The sequence below is a fragment of the Novosphingobium sp. BW1 genome (assembly GCF_008107685.1).
Lineage (GTDB): Bacteria > Pseudomonadota > Alphaproteobacteria > Sphingomonadales > Sphingomonadaceae > Novosphingobium.
This window is the reverse complement of the sequence record NZ_VIRF01000083.1, coordinates 14305-31052: the sequence shown is the minus strand read 5'-3', so window position 1 is coordinate 31052 and position 16748 is coordinate 14305. Positions and strand designations below refer to the sequence as shown.

The 16748-nt window shown below is 65.3% G+C and carries 17 protein-coding genes and 1 pseudogene; 5 read left to right on the top strand and 13 right to left on the bottom strand.

The genetic code is table 11. From position 1 onward, the window contains the following. Positions 1-45: 45 nt before the first annotated feature. From FMM79_RS15735 to FMM79_RS15720, 4 genes and pseudogenes are all read right to left on the bottom strand, one after another. Positions 46-1179 carry a phosphoserine transaminase gene (locus FMM79_RS15735; protein WP_148628402.1) on the bottom strand — a complete coding sequence of 378 codons (1134 nt, stop codon included), beginning with the start codon at positions 1177-1179 and terminating at the stop codon, positions 46-48. A gap of 710 nt (positions 1180-1889) precedes the next feature. Beyond that, a pseudogene (locus FMM79_RS15730) lies at positions 1890-2615 on the bottom strand (NADPH-dependent F420 reductase); the annotation flags it as partial. Positions 2616-2672: 57 nt separating this feature from the next. Continuing rightward, a complete protein-coding gene (locus FMM79_RS15725) occupies positions 2673-3998 on the bottom strand; it encodes an NtaA/DmoA family FMN-dependent monooxygenase (RefSeq protein ID WP_148628400.1) in 1326 nt (441 codons plus the stop codon). A gap of 81 nt (positions 3999-4079) precedes the next feature. Next, a complete protein-coding gene (locus FMM79_RS15720; RefSeq protein ID WP_148628399.1) occupies positions 4080-4820 on the bottom strand; it encodes an NADPH-dependent F420 reductase in 741 nt (246 codons plus the stop codon). Between the two features lie 102 nt (positions 4821-4922). Here FMM79_RS15720 and FMM79_RS15715 point away from each other — a divergent pair, with 102 nt between their 5' ends. Both FMM79_RS15715 and FMM79_RS15710 read left to right on the top strand, forming a co-directional pair. Then, on the top strand, positions 4923-5294 hold the full coding sequence (locus tag FMM79_RS15715; protein ID WP_148628398.1) for a helix-turn-helix domain-containing protein: 372 nt from the start codon (positions 4923-4925) through the stop codon (positions 5292-5294). A gap of 637 nt (positions 5295-5931) precedes the next feature. Next, the gene (locus tag FMM79_RS15710; RefSeq protein ID WP_148628397.1) at positions 5932-6606 is read left to right on the top strand and encodes an extensin family protein; all 675 of its coding nucleotides are present in this window, start codon (positions 5932-5934) and stop codon (positions 6604-6606) included. Positions 6607-6630: 24 nt separating this feature from the next. Here FMM79_RS15710 and FMM79_RS15705 read toward each other — a convergent pair whose 3' ends face one another. The 7 genes from FMM79_RS15705 to ykgO form a co-directional block, all read right to left on the bottom strand. Beyond that, the gene (locus FMM79_RS15705; protein ID WP_162528529.1) at positions 6631-7080 is read right to left on the bottom strand and encodes a hypothetical protein; all 450 of its coding nucleotides are present in this window, start codon (positions 7078-7080) and stop codon (positions 6631-6633) included. Between the two features lie 171 nt (positions 7081-7251). After that, positions 7252-8016, bottom strand: a complete 765-nt coding sequence (locus FMM79_RS15700; protein ID WP_148628395.1) for a proteasome-type protease — start codon at positions 8014-8016, stop codon at positions 7252-7254. A 99-nt stretch (positions 8017-8115) separates the two neighbouring features. Further along, positions 8116-8988 carry a transglutaminase family protein gene (locus FMM79_RS15695; RefSeq protein ID WP_148628394.1) on the bottom strand — a complete coding sequence of 291 codons (873 nt, stop codon included), beginning with the start codon at positions 8986-8988 and terminating at the stop codon, positions 8116-8118. A gap of 9 nt (positions 8989-8997) precedes the next feature. Then, positions 8998-9945 carry an alpha-E domain-containing protein gene (locus tag FMM79_RS15690; RefSeq protein WP_148628393.1) on the bottom strand — a complete coding sequence of 316 codons (948 nt, stop codon included), beginning with the start codon at positions 9943-9945 and terminating at the stop codon, positions 8998-9000. Further along, entirely contained in the window at positions 9945-11387 is a 1443-nt protein-coding gene (locus FMM79_RS15685) for a circularly permuted type 2 ATP-grasp protein (protein ID WP_148628392.1), read from the bottom strand. Before FMM79_RS15685 ends, FMM79_RS15690 begins: the two co-directional genes overlap by 1 nt. A 164-nt stretch (positions 11388-11551) precedes the next feature. Next, complete coding sequence (locus tag FMM79_RS15680; RefSeq protein ID WP_148628391.1) at positions 11552-12163, bottom strand: HAD-IA family hydrolase; 612 nt, start codon at positions 12161-12163, stop codon at positions 11552-11554. A gap of 103 nt (positions 12164-12266) precedes the next feature. Next, entirely contained in the window at positions 12267-12392 is a 126-nt protein-coding gene (gene ykgO, locus FMM79_RS15675) for a type B 50S ribosomal protein L36 (protein WP_123152541.1), read from the bottom strand. A 221-nt stretch (positions 12393-12613) separates the two neighbouring features. On the opposite strand from ykgO, the gene FMM79_RS15670 reads away from it, so the two are divergent. The 3 genes from FMM79_RS15670 (at position 12614) to FMM79_RS15660 (ending at position 15412) form a co-directional block, all read left to right on the top strand. Next, the gene (locus tag FMM79_RS15670; RefSeq protein WP_205466690.1) at positions 12614-13513 is read left to right on the top strand and encodes a DUF4136 domain-containing protein; all 900 of its coding nucleotides are present in this window, start codon (positions 12614-12616) and stop codon (positions 13511-13513) included. Between the two features lie 118 nt (positions 13514-13631). Then, positions 13632-14255 carry a DUF4136 domain-containing protein gene (locus FMM79_RS15665; protein ID WP_148628390.1) on the top strand — a complete coding sequence of 208 codons (624 nt, stop codon included), beginning with the start codon at positions 13632-13634 and terminating at the stop codon, positions 14253-14255. Between the two features lie 14 nt (positions 14256-14269). Beyond that, positions 14270-15412, top strand: coding sequence for a M14-type cytosolic carboxypeptidase (locus tag FMM79_RS15660; RefSeq protein ID WP_148628389.1), 1143 nt, complete (start codon positions 14270-14272; stop codon positions 15410-15412). A gap of 153 nt (positions 15413-15565) precedes the next feature. Here the strand turns inward: FMM79_RS15660 and FMM79_RS15655 are convergent, their stop codons facing one another. Together FMM79_RS15655 and FMM79_RS15650 are read right to left on the bottom strand one after the other, a co-directional pair. After that, the gene (locus FMM79_RS15655; protein WP_148628431.1) at positions 15566-16012 is read right to left on the bottom strand and encodes a cytidine deaminase; all 447 of its coding nucleotides are present in this window, start codon (positions 16010-16012) and stop codon (positions 15566-15568) included. A 5-nt stretch (positions 16013-16017) separates the two neighbouring features. Further along, positions 16018-16737, bottom strand: a complete 720-nt coding sequence (locus FMM79_RS15650) for a glycoside hydrolase family 25 protein (protein ID WP_148628388.1) — start codon at positions 16735-16737, stop codon at positions 16018-16020. Positions 16738-16748: the final 11 nt, after the last annotated feature.

The window sequence follows — 16748 nt, the reverse complement described above, 5'->3', positions numbered from 1 at the left end:
CGAGAAAACCGGCCCCGGCGCGATGGCCGGGACACAGCGACAAAATCAGGCAGCGGCCTTGACGGTGGCGTAGGCCCAGTCAAGCCAGGGACCGAGATCCTCGATGTCCTGGGTGTTGACCGTGGCGCCGCACCAGATACGAAGGCCAGCGGGCGCATCGCGGTAGCCAGCGAGATCGAAGGCTGCGCCTTCCTTCTCGAGAGCGGAGGCGAACTTCTTGATGAAGTCGGTGTCCGCGCCCTCGACGGTCAGGCAGACCGAGGTCTTCGAACGGGTCGCCGGATCGGCGGCCAGGTGGCCAAGCCAGTCGCGGTCGGCAACGATCTTGTCGAGGGCTGCCGCATTGGCATCCGAACGGGCCTTGAGGCCTTCAAGGCCGCCCAGATCCTTGGCCCACTCAAGCGCGAAAATCGCGTCTTCGACGGCCAGCATCGAGGGGGTGTTGATCGTCTCGCCCTTGAAGATGCCCTCGATCAGCTTGCCGCCCTTGGTCAGGCGGAAGATCTTGGGAAGCGGGCGATCGGGGGTGTAGGTTTCCAGACGCTCGACCGCACGGGGGCCGAGGATCAGTACGCCATGGCCGCCCTCGCCGCCCAGAACCTTCTGCCAGGAGAAAGTGGCCACGTCGATCTTGGACCAGTCGATGTCGTAGGCGAATACGCCCGAGGTGGCATCGGCGAAGGCCAGGCCTTCACGGTCGGCGGGAATGAAGTCCGCGTTGGGAACGCGCACGCCCGAGGTGGTGCCGTTCCAGGTGAAGAGCACGTCGTTGCTCCAATCCACCTGGGTCAGGTCGGGGATCTGGCCGTAGTCGGCGCGGATCACGGTGGGGTCGAGCTTGAGCTGCTTGACAGCGTCCGTCACCCAGCCTTCGCCAAAGCTCTCCCAGGCGAGCGTGGTGACCGGCTTGGCGCCGAGCATGGTCCACATGGCCATCTCGAAGGCGCCGGTGTCGGAACCGGGGACAATACCGATGCGGTGGGTGTCGGGCAGTTGCAGCACTTCGCGCATCAGGTCGATGCAGTACTGAAGGCGCGACTTGCCGATCTTCGCGCGGTGCGAACGCCCCAGCGATTCGGTGGCCAGCTTTTCGGGAGCAAAGGTGGGTGCCTTGGCGCAGGGACCCGACGAGAAATGCGGACGCGCAGGCTTGCGCGCCGGTACCGTGATATCAGTCATTTAAGACTCTCCTTACAGAGAGCTCGCGCGGCGTTGGGACCGCGTGGCCCGAAGCCGCATCTAAAGCGTTGCCGGGGCATGTCAAACGATTCCCGCTGCCAATCGGGGCAATTGCACGATGGTCGGATATTTGTCGGGCAGGAAGGGCACTTTTCCGTTGTGGGAGCTGGTGAGGGAAAGTCCGCCGAGCGCAAGGACGAAGGTTTTTTTTCAACGGGCCATCGGCCCTTGACCCCGGAATCGACCACCTCACCCGTCTCGGCCAAGGCAGCGCGGCAATGGTGAGCTCGACAGTTTGGGGAACCCTAGGCCGCGTGGACAAGTTCGATTGCCCGGTTTCGGCCCATAGCAGCCATTCGAATCCATCGCAGCGAACGTCTGCTGTATGCCCAAACTGACCAGAGCGTGCCGGGCCGATTTTGCACGCTCAGCGACGCGCTCAGCTTATCGGCCGGCCCACAACCGCCATTCGTCGGTCAGGCTATTGCCGCAATCCGGCTTCACCAGACCTGCCGTTCAGAAATCGGGCAGCATCCTCGAAGAGCGAACGGAAAGCGTACGTTGCCAAACCGGTTATCCAAAGCAGCGCCTCCCACTGCTATTCTGTCAAAAGGGAGCCTTGCCTAAGACTTTTGAGATGACACTGGCACCGGACAGACCGAGGGCATCCGGTCTGTCCGGGCGCGTTTTAGGGTGGTTTTGCAACCGCTTCACATATTGATGGCGCGGGCGATCTTCAGGTTCCAGTCCGCGTCGGGCGGCACGCCTTCGCCAAGACGCTCCATCGCGATTTCGAAGCTCAGATCGCGACGCTTGGGCAGGCGGTGACGCTCGGCGGCGGCCAGAGCCGGGCCCATCTCGTCGTATGTAAGATCGGTGGTGTAGGCTGGGGCGGCGGGCTGCTGCCGCCAGGATTCGGCGATGACGCCCGCATCGAAGGCGTCAAAGCCGGTGTCGTTGACGAGACCCATCGCCACCGCGCGATGATCCACCTGATCGCCCGCGACCGGGATCGCGATCCGGCCCTCGGCTCCCTTGGGCTTGCCGTTGATGGCGAAGCTGTGCGACCCGATCGCGTTCCACGCCTTGACGACCGGATGCCCCAGCTGTTCGGCGGCCCACTCGCTCTCGATCTGGCCATCGCGGCCGGGATAGTAGTTTCCCGTGTCGATCAGCACCACGTCCTCGGGCAGACCCTTGACCCACGGCGCGACCTTGGGCAGCGCGTTGAACGGGATCGACAGGATCGCGACGTCAACATCGCTCAGGGCCTCTTCGGCCGTCGCCGCTTGCGCGCCGTTCTCCAGCACGTCCGCCTCGATGGTGTCAGGGCCACGGGAGTTGGCGACCTTCACGTCATGACCGGCGGCGGCAAGTTTGCGCGCCAGCGTCCTGCCGATGTGGCCGGTGCCCAGAAGTCCGATTTTCATGGGGTTTCTCCTTTTGGTGTCATGGGGCGCCGCGCACCACGTGCAGCGGCAGGATGAGGCCGCTCAGGCCAAGATCCGCTGATCGACGCCGTATTGATCCGGCGCGCCGAGATGCGCACGCAGCGTGGGGCCGGCATACTCGGTGTGAAACAGACCCCGCTCCTGCAGGATCGGGACGACCTGATCGACGAAGTCCTCGCCCCCCTCGATCTCAAGCGAGGGGGCGATCCAGAACCCGTCGGCGGCCTCGGCCTCGAACCAGCTCTGCATGTGATCGGCCACCTCCGTGGCCGTTCCGGCGACGACCGGCTGTGGTTCGATCACGCCGTGGGCGAGGATGTCGCGCGGGCTCCAGCCCTCCTGCGCGAGGCGCAGCGCCTTCTCTGCGCGCGGGTCCTGCGAGGCGCGGGCGCGGGCCAGCGTCTGGCGGTTCAGTGGATTGTCCAACCGGTCCAGATCGAACCGCACCCCCAGCATCTGCTGAAGATAGGGCGCGCGCTGTTCGAAACTGTTGCCGGCAATGGCAATGCGCCGGTCCAGCCCCGTGCGCGTGTCGGGGCCGATCGCGGTGATCAGGCCGGGGATGTACTTGATCTCGTCGGGATCGCGCCCGAAGCTTGCGGCAGCGCCCCGGAAGGCCTGGCGCTGCATCTGTGCATGCTCGATCGAGAAGGCGGCACCGATCACCGCGCTGGCAAAGCGCCCGGCAAGGTTCAGCGCGTTCGGGCTTGCCCCACCGGCGTGGAAGATCACCGGCTGACCCTGCTCGGAGGGCGGAATGTAGAGCGGCCCGCGCGAGGCGATATATTCGCCCTGAAGGTTCACTGGCGTGATCTCCTCGGACCGGGCAAAGCGGCCCGACTGCTGGTCATGCAGCCAGGCGTCCTTGCCCCAGCTGCCCCAGAGGGCCTGCACGATCTGGACCATCTCGTGCGCGCGCCCGTAGCGGTCGGCGCTGGCCGGTATCCGCTGGCCGTAATTCGCCGCGACGTCCTCTCCGGCGGAGGTGACGGCGTTCCAGCCCATGCGCCCGTGGCTCATGATGTCCAGCGCCTTGAACTGGCGCGCAAGGTTGAAGGGCTCGTTGAAGGTGGTCGACCCAGTGGCGACCATTCCGATGCGCGTCGTGGCGCGCGCGACCGCCGCCGCCGTCATCATCACATCCAGGTTGAAGCCGGGCGCTTCGTGGTCGAGGTCGACACCAAGAGTTCCGGGCCCGTCCGGGAAGAACAGGAAATGCAGCTTGCCGCGCTCGGCGGTTTGCGCGTGGCGCACCTTGGCATCGTAGCTGGTGAAGTTCATCGGATCGACGCCCGGCATCCGCCAGGCGGCCGGCGATGCGCCATAGCCGTTGCCCAGATGCATGCCGATGATCAGCTTACGGGTCATGTCGTGATCGGCCCTTTTTCCGTACAGTCGCTGGCCGGTGGCGTGATCCCCCGACCAGTCATTTGCTGCCTCTGCGACGGACTACATGTAGATGGTGCGGTTGATGCGCACCAATTGGTCGCCGTCCGGGTAGACCGAGCCAAAGCGTTCCGCGATGATCTGCCCGACGATGTCGCGCCGCTTCGGCAGGCGCTCCTTCTCGGCAGCGGCAATGGCGGGCAGGATCTCGTCACGCTGAAGGTCAGTGCAATAAACCGGGCTGCCGGGCTGCTGGCGCCAGGACTCGGCCAGGCTGCCCGCATCGACCGCGTCGAAGCCGGTGTCATCCACCAGCGTCATGGTCACGCGGCGGTCCTCATCGCGATCCGCGGCGATGGGGATGGCGATGCGGTCCGGATCGCTGGCAGGCTTGTCCTTGTCCGCGAAGGAGGGCGAGCTGATCGCGTTCCAGGCCTTGGCGATGCGCCGACCGAGCTGTTCGGCCACCCACAGGCTCTCGACCTGGCCCTCGTCGATGGCGGCGATGTGGTCGTCGCGCGAGGGATAGTAGTTGGAGGTGTCGATCACAACGGTTTCCTCGGGCAGCGCCGAGATCAGCGGCGCCACGTCGGGAATGCGGATCAGCGGGATCGACAGGATGACGACATCGACGCCTGAGGCGGCGTCCTCGGCCGTGACCGGACGTGCGCCGTTCACCAGGATGTCCGTGTTGATCGTTTCGGGGCCGCGCGAGTTCGCGACCTTCACCTCGTGGCCCGCCGCGGAAAGCCGGGGAACCAGAACCTCGCCGATGTGGCCGGTGCCAAGAATGCCGATTTTCATGAGGAGCCTCGTTTTCGCTGTTGAAGTCGGGCAGAACATACTCGTAGAGCTGATAGCGACAAGAACGCACAATAAAGTCTGGTACAAACCAAAAGGTAAGTCATGGCAGAGAACCGCCCCTGCAGGGACCCGAAGGAACAGCACGCTTGGGCGACGACGGCCTCAGAGGCCCTCCGCGTCCTGGAGGGCAAGTGGAAGATCGTCATCATCGTCCAGCTTTTCGCAGCCGAGGGGCCGATGCGGTTTTCCGAGCTGGAGCGCCGCATCGAGGGCGTGACGCAGAAAATGCTGATCCAGCAGCTGCGGGCACTGGAAGAGGACGGCATCGTGATCCGCACCCTTTATCCGCAGGTACCGCCAAAGGTGGAGTACGAGCTCAGCGAGCTTGGCAAAGCGCTCGGACCGGCGATGGATGCACTCGTCAAATGGACCAAGCTGCGCGGCGAAATTTCGGCGGTGCGGACAGACGCGTAGCAGAACAACCGCACTATTTCCCCAACGGTTTCCGGGAGACGGCAGCTACGGGCTATCGCTGTGTGACCGGCCCCCGCCGGAACGGTGCGAAGGACGAATCTCCTGAACTGCTGCTGCGGCTGTCGTTGCGCCGAGCATCATTGTTTGAAACCTCAGTTGCGGCGTCGTGTAATTTTTCGGGGCATCATGGCAGGCCTGCCGCTGCGTGCGCGTGCAGCGAGAAATTGACGCTTCCGCAAAGGGCTCCGGGCTGCCTCGCGGCACCGCAGACATATCCGCGGTTCTGCGTGGTTTCGAATGTCGGCTTCCAGCTTCGCGGATTGTCGAGTTCGCTGACGCAGAGAATGTCCGGATTCCGCCCTTCCTCCCTCGTGACTTTGCGCGCGCAGCGTAAATCGAGCACATGCGGCGAACGGCTAAAAGGGTCTGCATAGCTGCCAGATATTCGCTATCATACGAATGACCGGTTTCCCATTTCGGTCATTCCGGTCGACACGGAATTTGTCCACGCGGCCTAGGGCGATGGCCCGCGGAAATGCTGGCCGGCGCCGAGCACCAACGCGTTGGAACTCCGGCGAGCTCCACCGGTTGAGTGCGCAACCTCACGTTAACCACGCAGATGTGATAACCTCGTCCCATGCGCAGAAACCTGCTGATCCTGCCCCTCGTGGGCCTGCTCGGCGCCTGCATCGGCAGCCAGCCGCCGCCTGCCCCGCAGCGCGAGAGCGCACGGCCGTCCCAATCCTCGCGCGCCTACAGCCGCCCCAGCCCCGCCTTCGGCCAGTGCCTGAGCGAGTTGAGCGCCCAGCACGCCGCGTTCCAGCCGCTTGACGACAAGTATTTCGCCAAAGGCTGTTCGACCGTGAACACGGTGCGCCTTTCCAGCCTTGCCAGCGATACCGCCTCGCTTGGCCTCACCAACCTGGGGCCCGTCACCTGCACGGTGGCGACCGGTTTCGCCGGGTGGGCGCGCTTTGGCGTCGACCGCGCGGCCGAGCAGATCCTGGGCAGCGGCATCGCGCGGATCGAGACGTTCGGCAGCTACAACTGCCGTAACGTGGCCGGGACCGCAAAGCGTTCAGGCCATGCGACCGCCAACGCCATCGACGTCTCGGCCTTCGTCCTTGCCGATGGACGCCGGGTATCCGTGCTGAACGACTGGGACGCAGGCTCGCGCGCGGAAAAGCGCTTCCTGCGCGTGGTGCACGAGAGCGCCTGCAAGCGTTTCGGCATGGTGCTGGGGCCCGATTACAACGCGGCTCATGCCAACCACTTCCACCTCGAGGCAACGGGCGGAAGCTATTGCCGCTAGGCCGCGGCGACGCAGCCCAGCCCCTCAGCTTCCGAAGGCGCGAATTTCGAAGGGGCGGGCGATGTCGAGCATGACTTGCGCGCAGGGGCGCCGCCGGGGGCCCTTGCCTAGCTTGATGAGAACGCGCGCCTTACACAGGATCAGAGTGTGGGTCAGGTGCCAATCCTCGGCCCATTCGGCGTAGATCGAGGAGAGGCTGGGTGGCAGGTAGCCGATCCCTTCCCCGGCGATGTGGACGGCGATGCGGTTGCAGGCAAAGCCATTGGGCGCGGTCTCGACCAGCCGGGCAAGGAAATCGCGCCCCAGCATGTTCGCGGGGCTGGTCCCGTGCGTGACCAGCCCCGCCACCGCCGTGGGTGCCTCTGCCCCCCAGGCCAGCGCCGAATGATCACGCGCCAGCCGCACGACCTCGTGCGTGTACTGCCCCTTGCTGGCAAGGAAGTACCCCTTCCCTTCCGTGCGCACATCGCGCATGCGCGCCGCCGGGCTGCTTTGCGCAGGCCCGCGGCCACCTTTCCTGAACAATCCAAGGCCCATGATCCACTCCAATTTTGTGAGGGAGTCGAAGCCTTGGGGTACCATGCAGCAAAGCGCGTTAGCAGCGCCAACTAACTCGGGAATGGAGGTGTTTTGCGACCCTGTAGATCAGGCCGACAGGCCGCCCTCATCTCCGTCCATGCGGTAATCGGGCAGCGCTTCCAGTGCCTGGCGCAGCGCCTCGCCCCAACCGTCCGAGACCGATTGCAGGTAGGGATCGCCCGCCTCGATGCGCCGCGCGTGGAGCGGGGTGAAGCGATCGCGCTCGATCACCAGCAAGTCGAGCGGGAGGCCCACCGAAAGATTGGCCTTGAGGGTCGAATCAAAGGAAACGGTCAGCAGCTTCACCGCCGCCTCGAAGCTCATGTCAGGCTCGTAGCCGCGCAGGAGGATGGGCCGGCCGTACTTGGTCTCACCGATCTGGAAGAAAGGGGTGTCGAAACTCGCCTCGATGAAGTTGCCTTCCGGGTAGATCATGAACAGGCGCGGTTCCATGCCCGCGATCTGGCCCGCTACGATGATCGTCGCGCTGAAGGTGCCTGCCGCCGCACGCTGCCCAGTGTCCTCGACCCGGCTGGCGATCGTCTCGTGTAGCAGATTGCCCACGATCGTTGCGACCTGGAACATCGTCTCAGCTTCGAGCAGCGAGTTGTGGCGGTCGGAGGGCGCCTTGTTGCGCTCTTCCAACTGGCTGATCACGGCCTGCGTGGTGGCCAGGTTTCCCGCCGTCATGACCGTGATGATTCGCTCACCGGGCACTTCCCAGCGGTTCATCTTGCGGAAGGTCGAGATGTTATCGACCCCCGAATTGGTCCGCGTGTCGCTCATGCACACGAGGCCACGCTCCAGCATCATGCCAACGCAGTACGTCATGGAAGCTCTTGTTCCTGCAATCTTTTCTAAAGAACGCCGGAGCATCGCCCCGAACGTCTTACGTCCCGTGTCTGAAACAGCGGGAACGCACCGGCCGTATCAGGCCGAACCGCTGCCCGTCTGCTGTTGCTGCGCCCCGTCGCCGGATTGCTGCTGCTGCCCTCCTAGCAGCTTCTCGGCCACCGACAAATGGACATCAAGGCTCGTCGCGCCGCCGCCATGGGAAATACCTGTAACCGGCGCGGCCTCGCCATAGTCGCAACCCGTGGCTACGCGTATGTACCGTTCATCCGGGCAGACCTTGTTCGAGATGTCGAAACCGACCCAGCCCAGCCCCTGTACGTAGGCTTCGGCCCAGCCGTGTCCGGCCTCCTGCTCCTCGCGGTCATCCATCTTGAGATAGCCGCCCACGTAGCGCGTCGGGATGTCAAGCAGGCGCGCGGCGCTGATGAAGACGTGGGCATGGTCCTGGCACACGCCCTGGCCCGCGGTCAGCACCTGCTCGGCCGTCGTCGCGGTGTCGGTTACACCCGGCAAGTACTCGACCGCCTCGCCCACCGCGTAGGAGAGCGCGTGGAGGAACCCGAGCGTATCCTCGCGGTCCGCCTCGACCGAGGCGACAAGCTCGCGCACCTTGTTGCCCGAACGGGTCAACCCGGTCGGGCGCAGGAAGCACCACAGCGGCATGTGCCCCGAATGCATGCCCATCACCCCGTCGCTGATCGAGGTCTGCACCGAGCCCTTGCAGGTCACGATTACTTCCTGCACGCCCGCCTCCAGCGAGACGAGCGCGGTGTGGTTATTGTGCTGATCGTCGTACTCGGCCTCGACCTTCGCACCGGTCAGCTCCATCGTCCAATCGAGCACTTCCTGCCCGTGAGTAGACTTGGGTTTCAGGCGCAGGCGCTGCAATCCATGCGAAACGGGGTCATCGAAGACGTAACGGGTCGTATGGGAAACGGTCAGCAGCACGAAGGCCCCTTACTCTGTAAAGCGGTAGTCGGCCGCGATCACGGCGCCGACCTCGTTGGTACGGGTGATGAAGTCCTGCAGGAACTCGTGCAGGCCCTGGTCGAAGATCTCCTCGACCTCGATCTGATGCAGGCGCGAGAGCTTGTCGCGCAGGAGTGCGTGCGCCGAGGTCTCTCCGCCGTACTCCTTGGCGAGCCCCGCCAGGTTGCTGCGGATATTCTCGGCGCAGAACACCAGGCTGCGCGGGAACTGGCCATCCAGGATCAGGAAGCGGGCAATCTCGCGCGGGTCCATCGAACCCGCGTTGAGCCAGGAGAATGCCCGGTTGCCCGCGACCGAGCGCAGCAGCGTGTCCCACTGCTGGTTGTCCAGGTTCGAACCGACCCAGGCGTTGGAGGGCAGCAGCACGTAGTACTTCACATCGAGAATGCGCGCGGTGTTGTCCGCCCGCTCGATGAAGGTGCCGATGCGCGCAAAGTTGTAGACCTCGTTGCGCAGCATGGTGCCTTCAAGGGCGCCGCGCACGAGCGTGCCCGTGCGCCGGATCGCCGTGAGCACCTCGCCAAGGTTCGTCTCGCGCACGGGGCGCGCGAGCATGTCCTTGAGCGTCATCCAGCCCTCGTTCGTCGCCTCCCACACCGAGTTGGTGATGCTGGTGCGCACGACCCGCGCGTTGGTCCGCGCGTATTCAAGCATCTTGAGAACCGAGCCCGGATTTTCGGGATCGCGCAGGATGTAGTTGAACACCTGCGGGCCCGAGAAATCGGAGTAGAGCGCCTCGTAATCCTCGATCAGACCGGCCGTCGTCAGCACTGAGCGCCACTCGTCATGCTGCGAATCCTTGCTCGATCCGGTAAGCGCGAGGTGGAAGCCCACGTCGATCAGGCGCGCGGTGTTCTCCGCCCGCTCCAGATAGCGGGCCATCCAGTAAACGCCATTGGCAGCACGTCCGAGCATCAGTCCTCCAGCACCCAGCTGTCCTTGGTGCCACCGCCCTGCGAGGAATTGACCACCAGCGATCCTTTCTTGAGCGCGACGCGCGTGAGGCCGCCGGGGGTGATGTCGATCCCGTCGGGCGAGACCAGCACGAAGGGTCTCAGGTCCACGTGCCGCGGCGCCAGCCCCTCGCGCGTGAAGATCGGCACCGTCGAGAGTGAGAGCGTGGGCTGGGCTATGTAATTTTCGGGGCGCGCGCGCAGCTTCTGCTCGAAGGCAGCCAGCTCCTTCTTGGAGGAGGTGGGCCCGATCAGCATGCCGTAGCCCCCCGAACCGTGAACTTCCTTGACCACCAGATCCTTCAGGTTGTCGAGCACGTAAGCCAGCGAATCCTCTTCCGAACAGCGCCAGGTCGGCACGTTGTTGAGGATCGGCTTCTCGCCGGTATAGAATTCCACGATCTCGGGCATGTAGCTGTAGATCGCCTTGTCATCGGCGATGCCCGTACCCGGCGCGTTGGCGATGGTAACCCCCCCCGAACGGTAGACGTCCATGATACCCGCTACGCCCAGCACCGAATCCGCGTTGAAGGTGAGCGGATCGAGATAATCATCGTCGACACGCCGGTAGATCACGTCGATTGCCTTGTAGCCGGTCGTCGTACGCATCACGACGCGCCCGTCCATGACGCGAAGATCGCTGCCCTCGACCAGTTCCGCGCCCATCTGGTCGGCGAGGAAGGCGTGTTCGAAATAGGCCGAGTTGTAGATGCCTGGCGTCAGCACCGCGACGACCGGGCGCTTGCCCCCGGCCGCGTTGTAGGCCGCCGGCGCACAGGCACGCAGCGAACGCGCAAGACGGCGCGGGTAGTCCGAGACGGGGCGCACCGGGATCTGCGTGAACAGGTCCGGGAACATCGCCATCATCGTCTCGCGGTTCTCCAGCATGTAGGAGACACCCGACGGCGTGCGCGCGTTGTCTTCCAGCACCATGAATTCATCGGGCCCCGTGCGGACGAGGTCGATGCCCACAATGTGGGTGTAGACGCCCCCCGGCGGGGTGAAGCCGATCATCTGCGAGAGGAACGCCTCGTTGTTGCGCAAGGCGTTGATCGGTAGGCGCCCGGAGCGAATGATTTCCTGGCGGTGGTAGAGGTCCTGGAGGAAGGCGTTGATCGCGCGCACGCGCTGCTCGATCCCCTTGGTGAGCTTACGCCATTCCTTCGCGGTGATGATCCGGGGGATCATGTCGAAGGGGATGAGACGCTCTTCGGCGTCTGATTCCCCATAGACATTGAAAGTAATTCCGATGCGGCGGAAGAAACGTTCGGCTTCCCCGTCCTGTCGTTTCAGCCAGGACTTGTCCTGCGCGTCGTACCAATTACGAAAATCGGCATAGGCGGAACGAACAGTTCCGTCCTCGTTGAGCATTTCGTCAAACTTCGGTGCGTTCGTCGTCGACATCGTGACTCCCGTTTGTCCACGTGATGCAACATAGAACGGGACTTGCCAAGGACCCCCCGCTGCAAGTGCGAAATAAAAGTTTCACACCGTGCAGAAGGGTTAAGGCAGACAGGAGGAATGTGTTCCAGCCCGAAGCAAAGGCTTTTGCGGGCCGGGCCGTGCGCTCAGGCGAGCAGCCCGCGGGACGTCAGGTCGGCGCGCAGTGTGGGCGCGTCCTGAAAGTGATGAACATTCCAGCCGAGCGCCGCCGCAGCTTCGATATTGGCCGCGTTGTCGTCGATGAAGAGCATCGCCGAAGGTGGGTGGCCAAAGCGCCGCGCAGCGAGATCGAAGATGCGCCGATCGGGCTTGGCGATCTTTTCATCGCCCGAGACAACGATCTCCCCGAACAGGTCGAAGAGCGGCTCCTGCGCGCGGTATTCGCGCCAGAAGGGCGAGGCGAAGTTGGTGATCGCAAACAGCTGTATGCCCGAGGCCGCCAGCTCGCGCACAATCTCGTGCGAGCCCGGGACGTTGCCGGGGATCGTCTCGAGGAAGCGGGTGGCATAGGCATCGATCAGATGATCGTGGCCGGGAAACGCGGCCTTGCGCTCGGCCACGAGCTCGGCAAGCTCGCGGCCCTCGTCGTGCTGATGGTGCCATTTCTCGGTGACGACCCTCGTGCAGAACCATTCCAGCTCCTGCGGGTCGTCGATGAGCTGGCCGAACAGTCGGCGCATGTCCCATTGGACAAGCACGCGGCCCACATCGAAAACAACGGCATCTATTCCGGACACGGAAAAACCCCCGCATATGGCGGGGGTCTCATGTCATCATTGCACAGACCGACCGCCGTAAGTTTCCCCGCCGCCGAAAGGCCGCGGGGACAGGCGAATCAGATCAGCCCTGGCGCGCCTTGAACCTGGGCTGCGTCTTGTTGATGACGTAAGTGCGGCCACGGCGACGGATCACGCGGTTATCGCGGTGACGGCCCTTGAGCGACTTGAGGCTGTTGCGAATCTTCATGTCTTGTCTCGTCCAGGTTGGTCAGGCGGTTACCGACCGCCGGAAATTTGAAGTCGGCCCGTTACTGGTTGGCGCGCGCTGAGTCAAGCATCTCGCCGCGCCAGCAACGGCAAAACGGGGCCATTCATCTGCCAGCAACGCACGCAGATGCTATGGCCTTCGCGGGCCCGCTCCCCTACCCAGATCGCGCCCGAAACGCCAGCCCCAAGGAAGAGATGCACGTGGCCTATCGAGATTTTTCAGCGAATCGCCTGTCCATCGCCCGGCCCCTGCGCCGCGCCGCCGGGCGGGTGCTGACGGTTTCGCTGGCCAGCGCCCTCATGATCTCCCCGGCACTCGCCCAGCCGGGCTGGGGTTCGCGCTACGGCGGATGGGGCGGATACGGGGGCTATGGTGGCTGGCGCGGGCCGGGCTGGAGCGGCCCGATTGCTCCGATGGCCTCGCGTTCCAGTCGCCGCGAGAAGGACCCCCGCAATGGCCGCGTCCAGGTCAGCCGATTCGTGCGCGCCGACACGCTGGCCGATGCGCTGGGCCATGGCCCGATCAAGGTCGTCACCACCGCGCAGGAAAACACGCACGACGACGGCCCCGAAACCGTGCCGGGTGCGCACTGGGTCAATCCCGCCCAGCGCGCCCGCTTCGAGGCCGCCGTGGTCAACTCGCTGGTCAGCGCCGGCTACGACACGCTCAACACCACCGGCCCCGACACGCAGGTCGCCGCGCTCACGATTCGCCAGCGCGTGCTCGTACCCGCCGAGATGGACCACAAGCCCGTCAGCGGGGCTGCGGCCGTCTCGGTCGGCACACTGGGCACCGCCTACGGCCTCTCGGTCAATGTCGACATGTCCAAGCCGCGCACCGCGCTCGTCTCGACCCGCCTCGAGCTTACTATCCGAGACCGGGCCGAGGGCCGCGTACTGTGGGAAGGCAACGCCGAAATGGCCACCTACGAAGGCGACGAGGACTGGACCGAGGCCGCCATCGCGACGCGGCTTGCCGACGCTCTGCTCGACCGCTTCCCCGATGGCGAGCCGGTGAGCGTGCCCGTCACCGAGATTGGCATTCCCAAGGCGCCCGAAGTCCTGCCCGATCCCCAAAACGGCGACCTTCCCGCCAATTAGCGCGCTTGCATCCCGGCGCCCGGACGCCCACATCAAGGGCATTGACGCACCGCATGGTGCCCGAACGATCCACGCGGATCTCATCGATGGGAGTTCCGCGTTAGCCGGGAGATCCGCAATGCCAAGGCTGCCCTTTCCCCTGCTTGCGCTCTTCACTGGGGGCGCGCTGGCAAGCCTGGCCGCCTGCACGGCAACCCCGGTGGCGGGGCCTGTCGAAGTCACCCGCTTCCACCGCCTGCCCGCACCGCCCGATACCCCGCGCGGGGCCTTGCGCCTTGAGCTTGCAACCAACGATGCCAGCAGCCTGGAACTGGCGCCCTACCGCGCGGCTATTGCCGCCGAGCTGACCCGCGCGGGCTACCGCGTCCTTCCCGCCTCCGCGGACGGGGGCACCGCGCAGAGCGTTGCGCGCCTGCGCCTCGAGCAGGAGCGCTTCCGTCCCTCCTCGGGCCGCTCGCCGGTTTCGGTGGGCGGCAGCGCGGGGACCGGCGGTTACGGGTCGGGGGTGGGCCTTGGCATCGGCCTTGACCTCACGCCTCGCCCCGGCGAGCAGATCGAGACCCGGCTCTTCCTCACCATCGATGACGCCGCCACGGGCGAGCGCCAATGGGAGGGCCGTGCTCACCGGATCGTTTCGAGCAAATCCGACCTTGCCGCGCCCGACGCGAGCGCCCAGGCGCTCGCCCGCGCCCTACTTGAAGGTTTCCCCGGCGAATCGGGCGAAACCATCCTCGTGAAATGACAGAAAAGACCAGAATGACCGACATCCAGATCCACGCCGACTTCGACGCGGGCAACATCGAGGTGCTCTCGATCGAGGGCGCCAGCGCACGCCTCGCCATCACGCGCGACCACATGAGCGAGTTCGCCCAGTGGTTCCACTTTCGCGTGTCGGGCGCGGCGGGCCGCGAACTGACGCTCAAGATCACCGGCCTCAATGGCTCGGCCTACCCGATGGGCTGGCCCGGCTACAACGCCTGCGTGTCCGAGGACCGCGCGCTGTGGACGCGCACGCCCAGCGCCTTTGTCGAGGGAGATGAGGGCGGCAGCCTGACGATCCGCTACACGCCGAGCTCGGACCTCGCCTGGTTCGCCTACTTCGCGCCCTACTCGATGGAGCGCCATTACGATCTCATCGCAGACGCCGCGCAGTGCGAGGGCCTCACCCTGCGCACGCTGGGCTCCACGCTCGACGGCCAGCCTCTCGATTGCCTCGAAATGGGCACCGGTCCTGTCAGCGTGTGGCTCTACGCCCGCCAGCATCCGGGCGAATCGATGGCGGAATGGTGGATGGAAGGCGCGCTTGACCTCTTGACCGACCCCGCCAACTCGGTCGGCCGGGAGCTGCGTCGCCGCGCCAGCTTCCACATCGTCCCCAACTGCAACCCGGACGGCTCGCGCCGCGGGCACCTGCGCACCAACGCGGTGGGCACCAACCTCAACCGCGAATGGGCCGAGCCCACGCCCGAGAAGTCGCCCGAGGTCCTCGCCATCCGCAACGCGATGGACGCAACCGGGGTCGATTTCGCGATGGATGTGCACGGCGACGAGGCGATCCCCGCGGTGTTCCTGGCCGGGTTCGAGGGCATCCCCTCGCTCAAGGACACGCAGAAGGCCGGGTATGATCGCTACGGCGAGCTGCTCGACCGCCGCACGCCCGACTTCCAGCGCAAGCTCGGCTACCCGACCGCCCCTGCCGGCAAAGGCAACCTTGCGATGTCGACCAACCAGGTCGCCGAACGCTTCGGCGCCGTCTCGATGACGCTGGAAATGCCCTTCAAGGACCATGACCCCGCCGCCGATCCGCGCCAGGCCTGGAGCCCCGAACGCTCGATGCAGCTGGGCCGCGATTGCCTGGGCGCGCTGCTCGAATGGCTCGAAGAGCGCGACGCGGGCTGACGATAGGCCACAAGAAAGAGTTCCGAGGGCCATGGCCCTCGGGCTCACCTAACCTTCCGCGCGCCTCGGTGGCCGAGAATGGTGAGCTCGCCCGTTTTGGGCTCAGGGGGCGATGGCCCCTTGAAAATATCTACCTCTTGTCACCCCGTTCGTTTACGCGAGGTTGGCCGGACCAAACGCGTGCGGGATCAGCACCGAGAGCGGCTCTTCCAGCACGCCGTCCGCGCCATCGCTCCACACCACCGGATCAGTGCCGCCCAGCTGGGCAACTTCGTTCAGCATCTGGCGGCAGCGGCCGCACGGCGTCACCACCATGCCCTCGCCGGGATGGCCCGGCGCTCCGCCGGTCACCGCGACCGCGACCAGCCGCCCGGCCTCGCCAGGCTGGGACAGGATCTTGGCGACCGCCACCGTCTCGGCGCATAGCGAAAGGCCATAGCTTGCGTTCTCGACATTGGCGCCGGTCACCACCGCGCCATCGCCCATCAGGAGCGCGGCCCCCACATGGAACTTCGAATAGGGCGCGTAGGCGCTGTGCGCGGCCTTGCGGGCCTCGGCCATCAGCGCGTCGCGCTGAGCTTCGATAAGGGAATCGGGCATCGTCGTCATGAGGCTGGCCTTATCACGAGCCAACGCAGATCGCCCGGGGCAATCTCGGTGGAAAGCGCGCTGTTGGCAGTCCACAGCATCCAGTCGCGCCCTGCGTAGGACGGGGCAAAGCGGTCACGCACCAGCCACAGGTTGCGGTCGAGCTTGCGAGCGATGGCATAGCGCGCCTGGAAGGCTTGCGTGACCTTGAGGATCGTGGGCTTGCCAGTGTGCGTCTCGACCTGATTGAGGAAGGTCATCAGCTCGCTCTCGACCCGCGCGTCGGAGACCTTGCCCGCGCAGCCATCGGCCAGCGTGTCCAGCTCGACCGCAGGGGGCAGCAGGTCTCCCTCGCGCGGGACCGTGGTGACGAAGTTGGCCGCCTGCTTTTCGGCCGGTTGGCACGGGTCGTAGCGGTGGACCGCCCCCACCTGCATCCCGGCGCCGCGCGCAGCTTCGAAATTGGCAACGAAACGCGGATCGCGCTCGTCCACGCCCGCGCTGGCATCGATATAGGCAAAGTCCGCGCCAATGGCCTTCAGCGACTTCCAGCTGACCACGCCGTCGCGCGCGCCGATTTCGACCCCTTGCGTGGGGTAGAGCGCACGGTCGGGCAACCAGCTATGCGCCCGGTACCAGGCCCAGCCTGCTCCGCCCAGGCCCAGCACCGCCAGCACCACGACGAAGCGCATCAGCCAGCGCAGCCGTGCGGCCGCCTTCTTCCTTCGCGATGTCATGCCTTGATTGC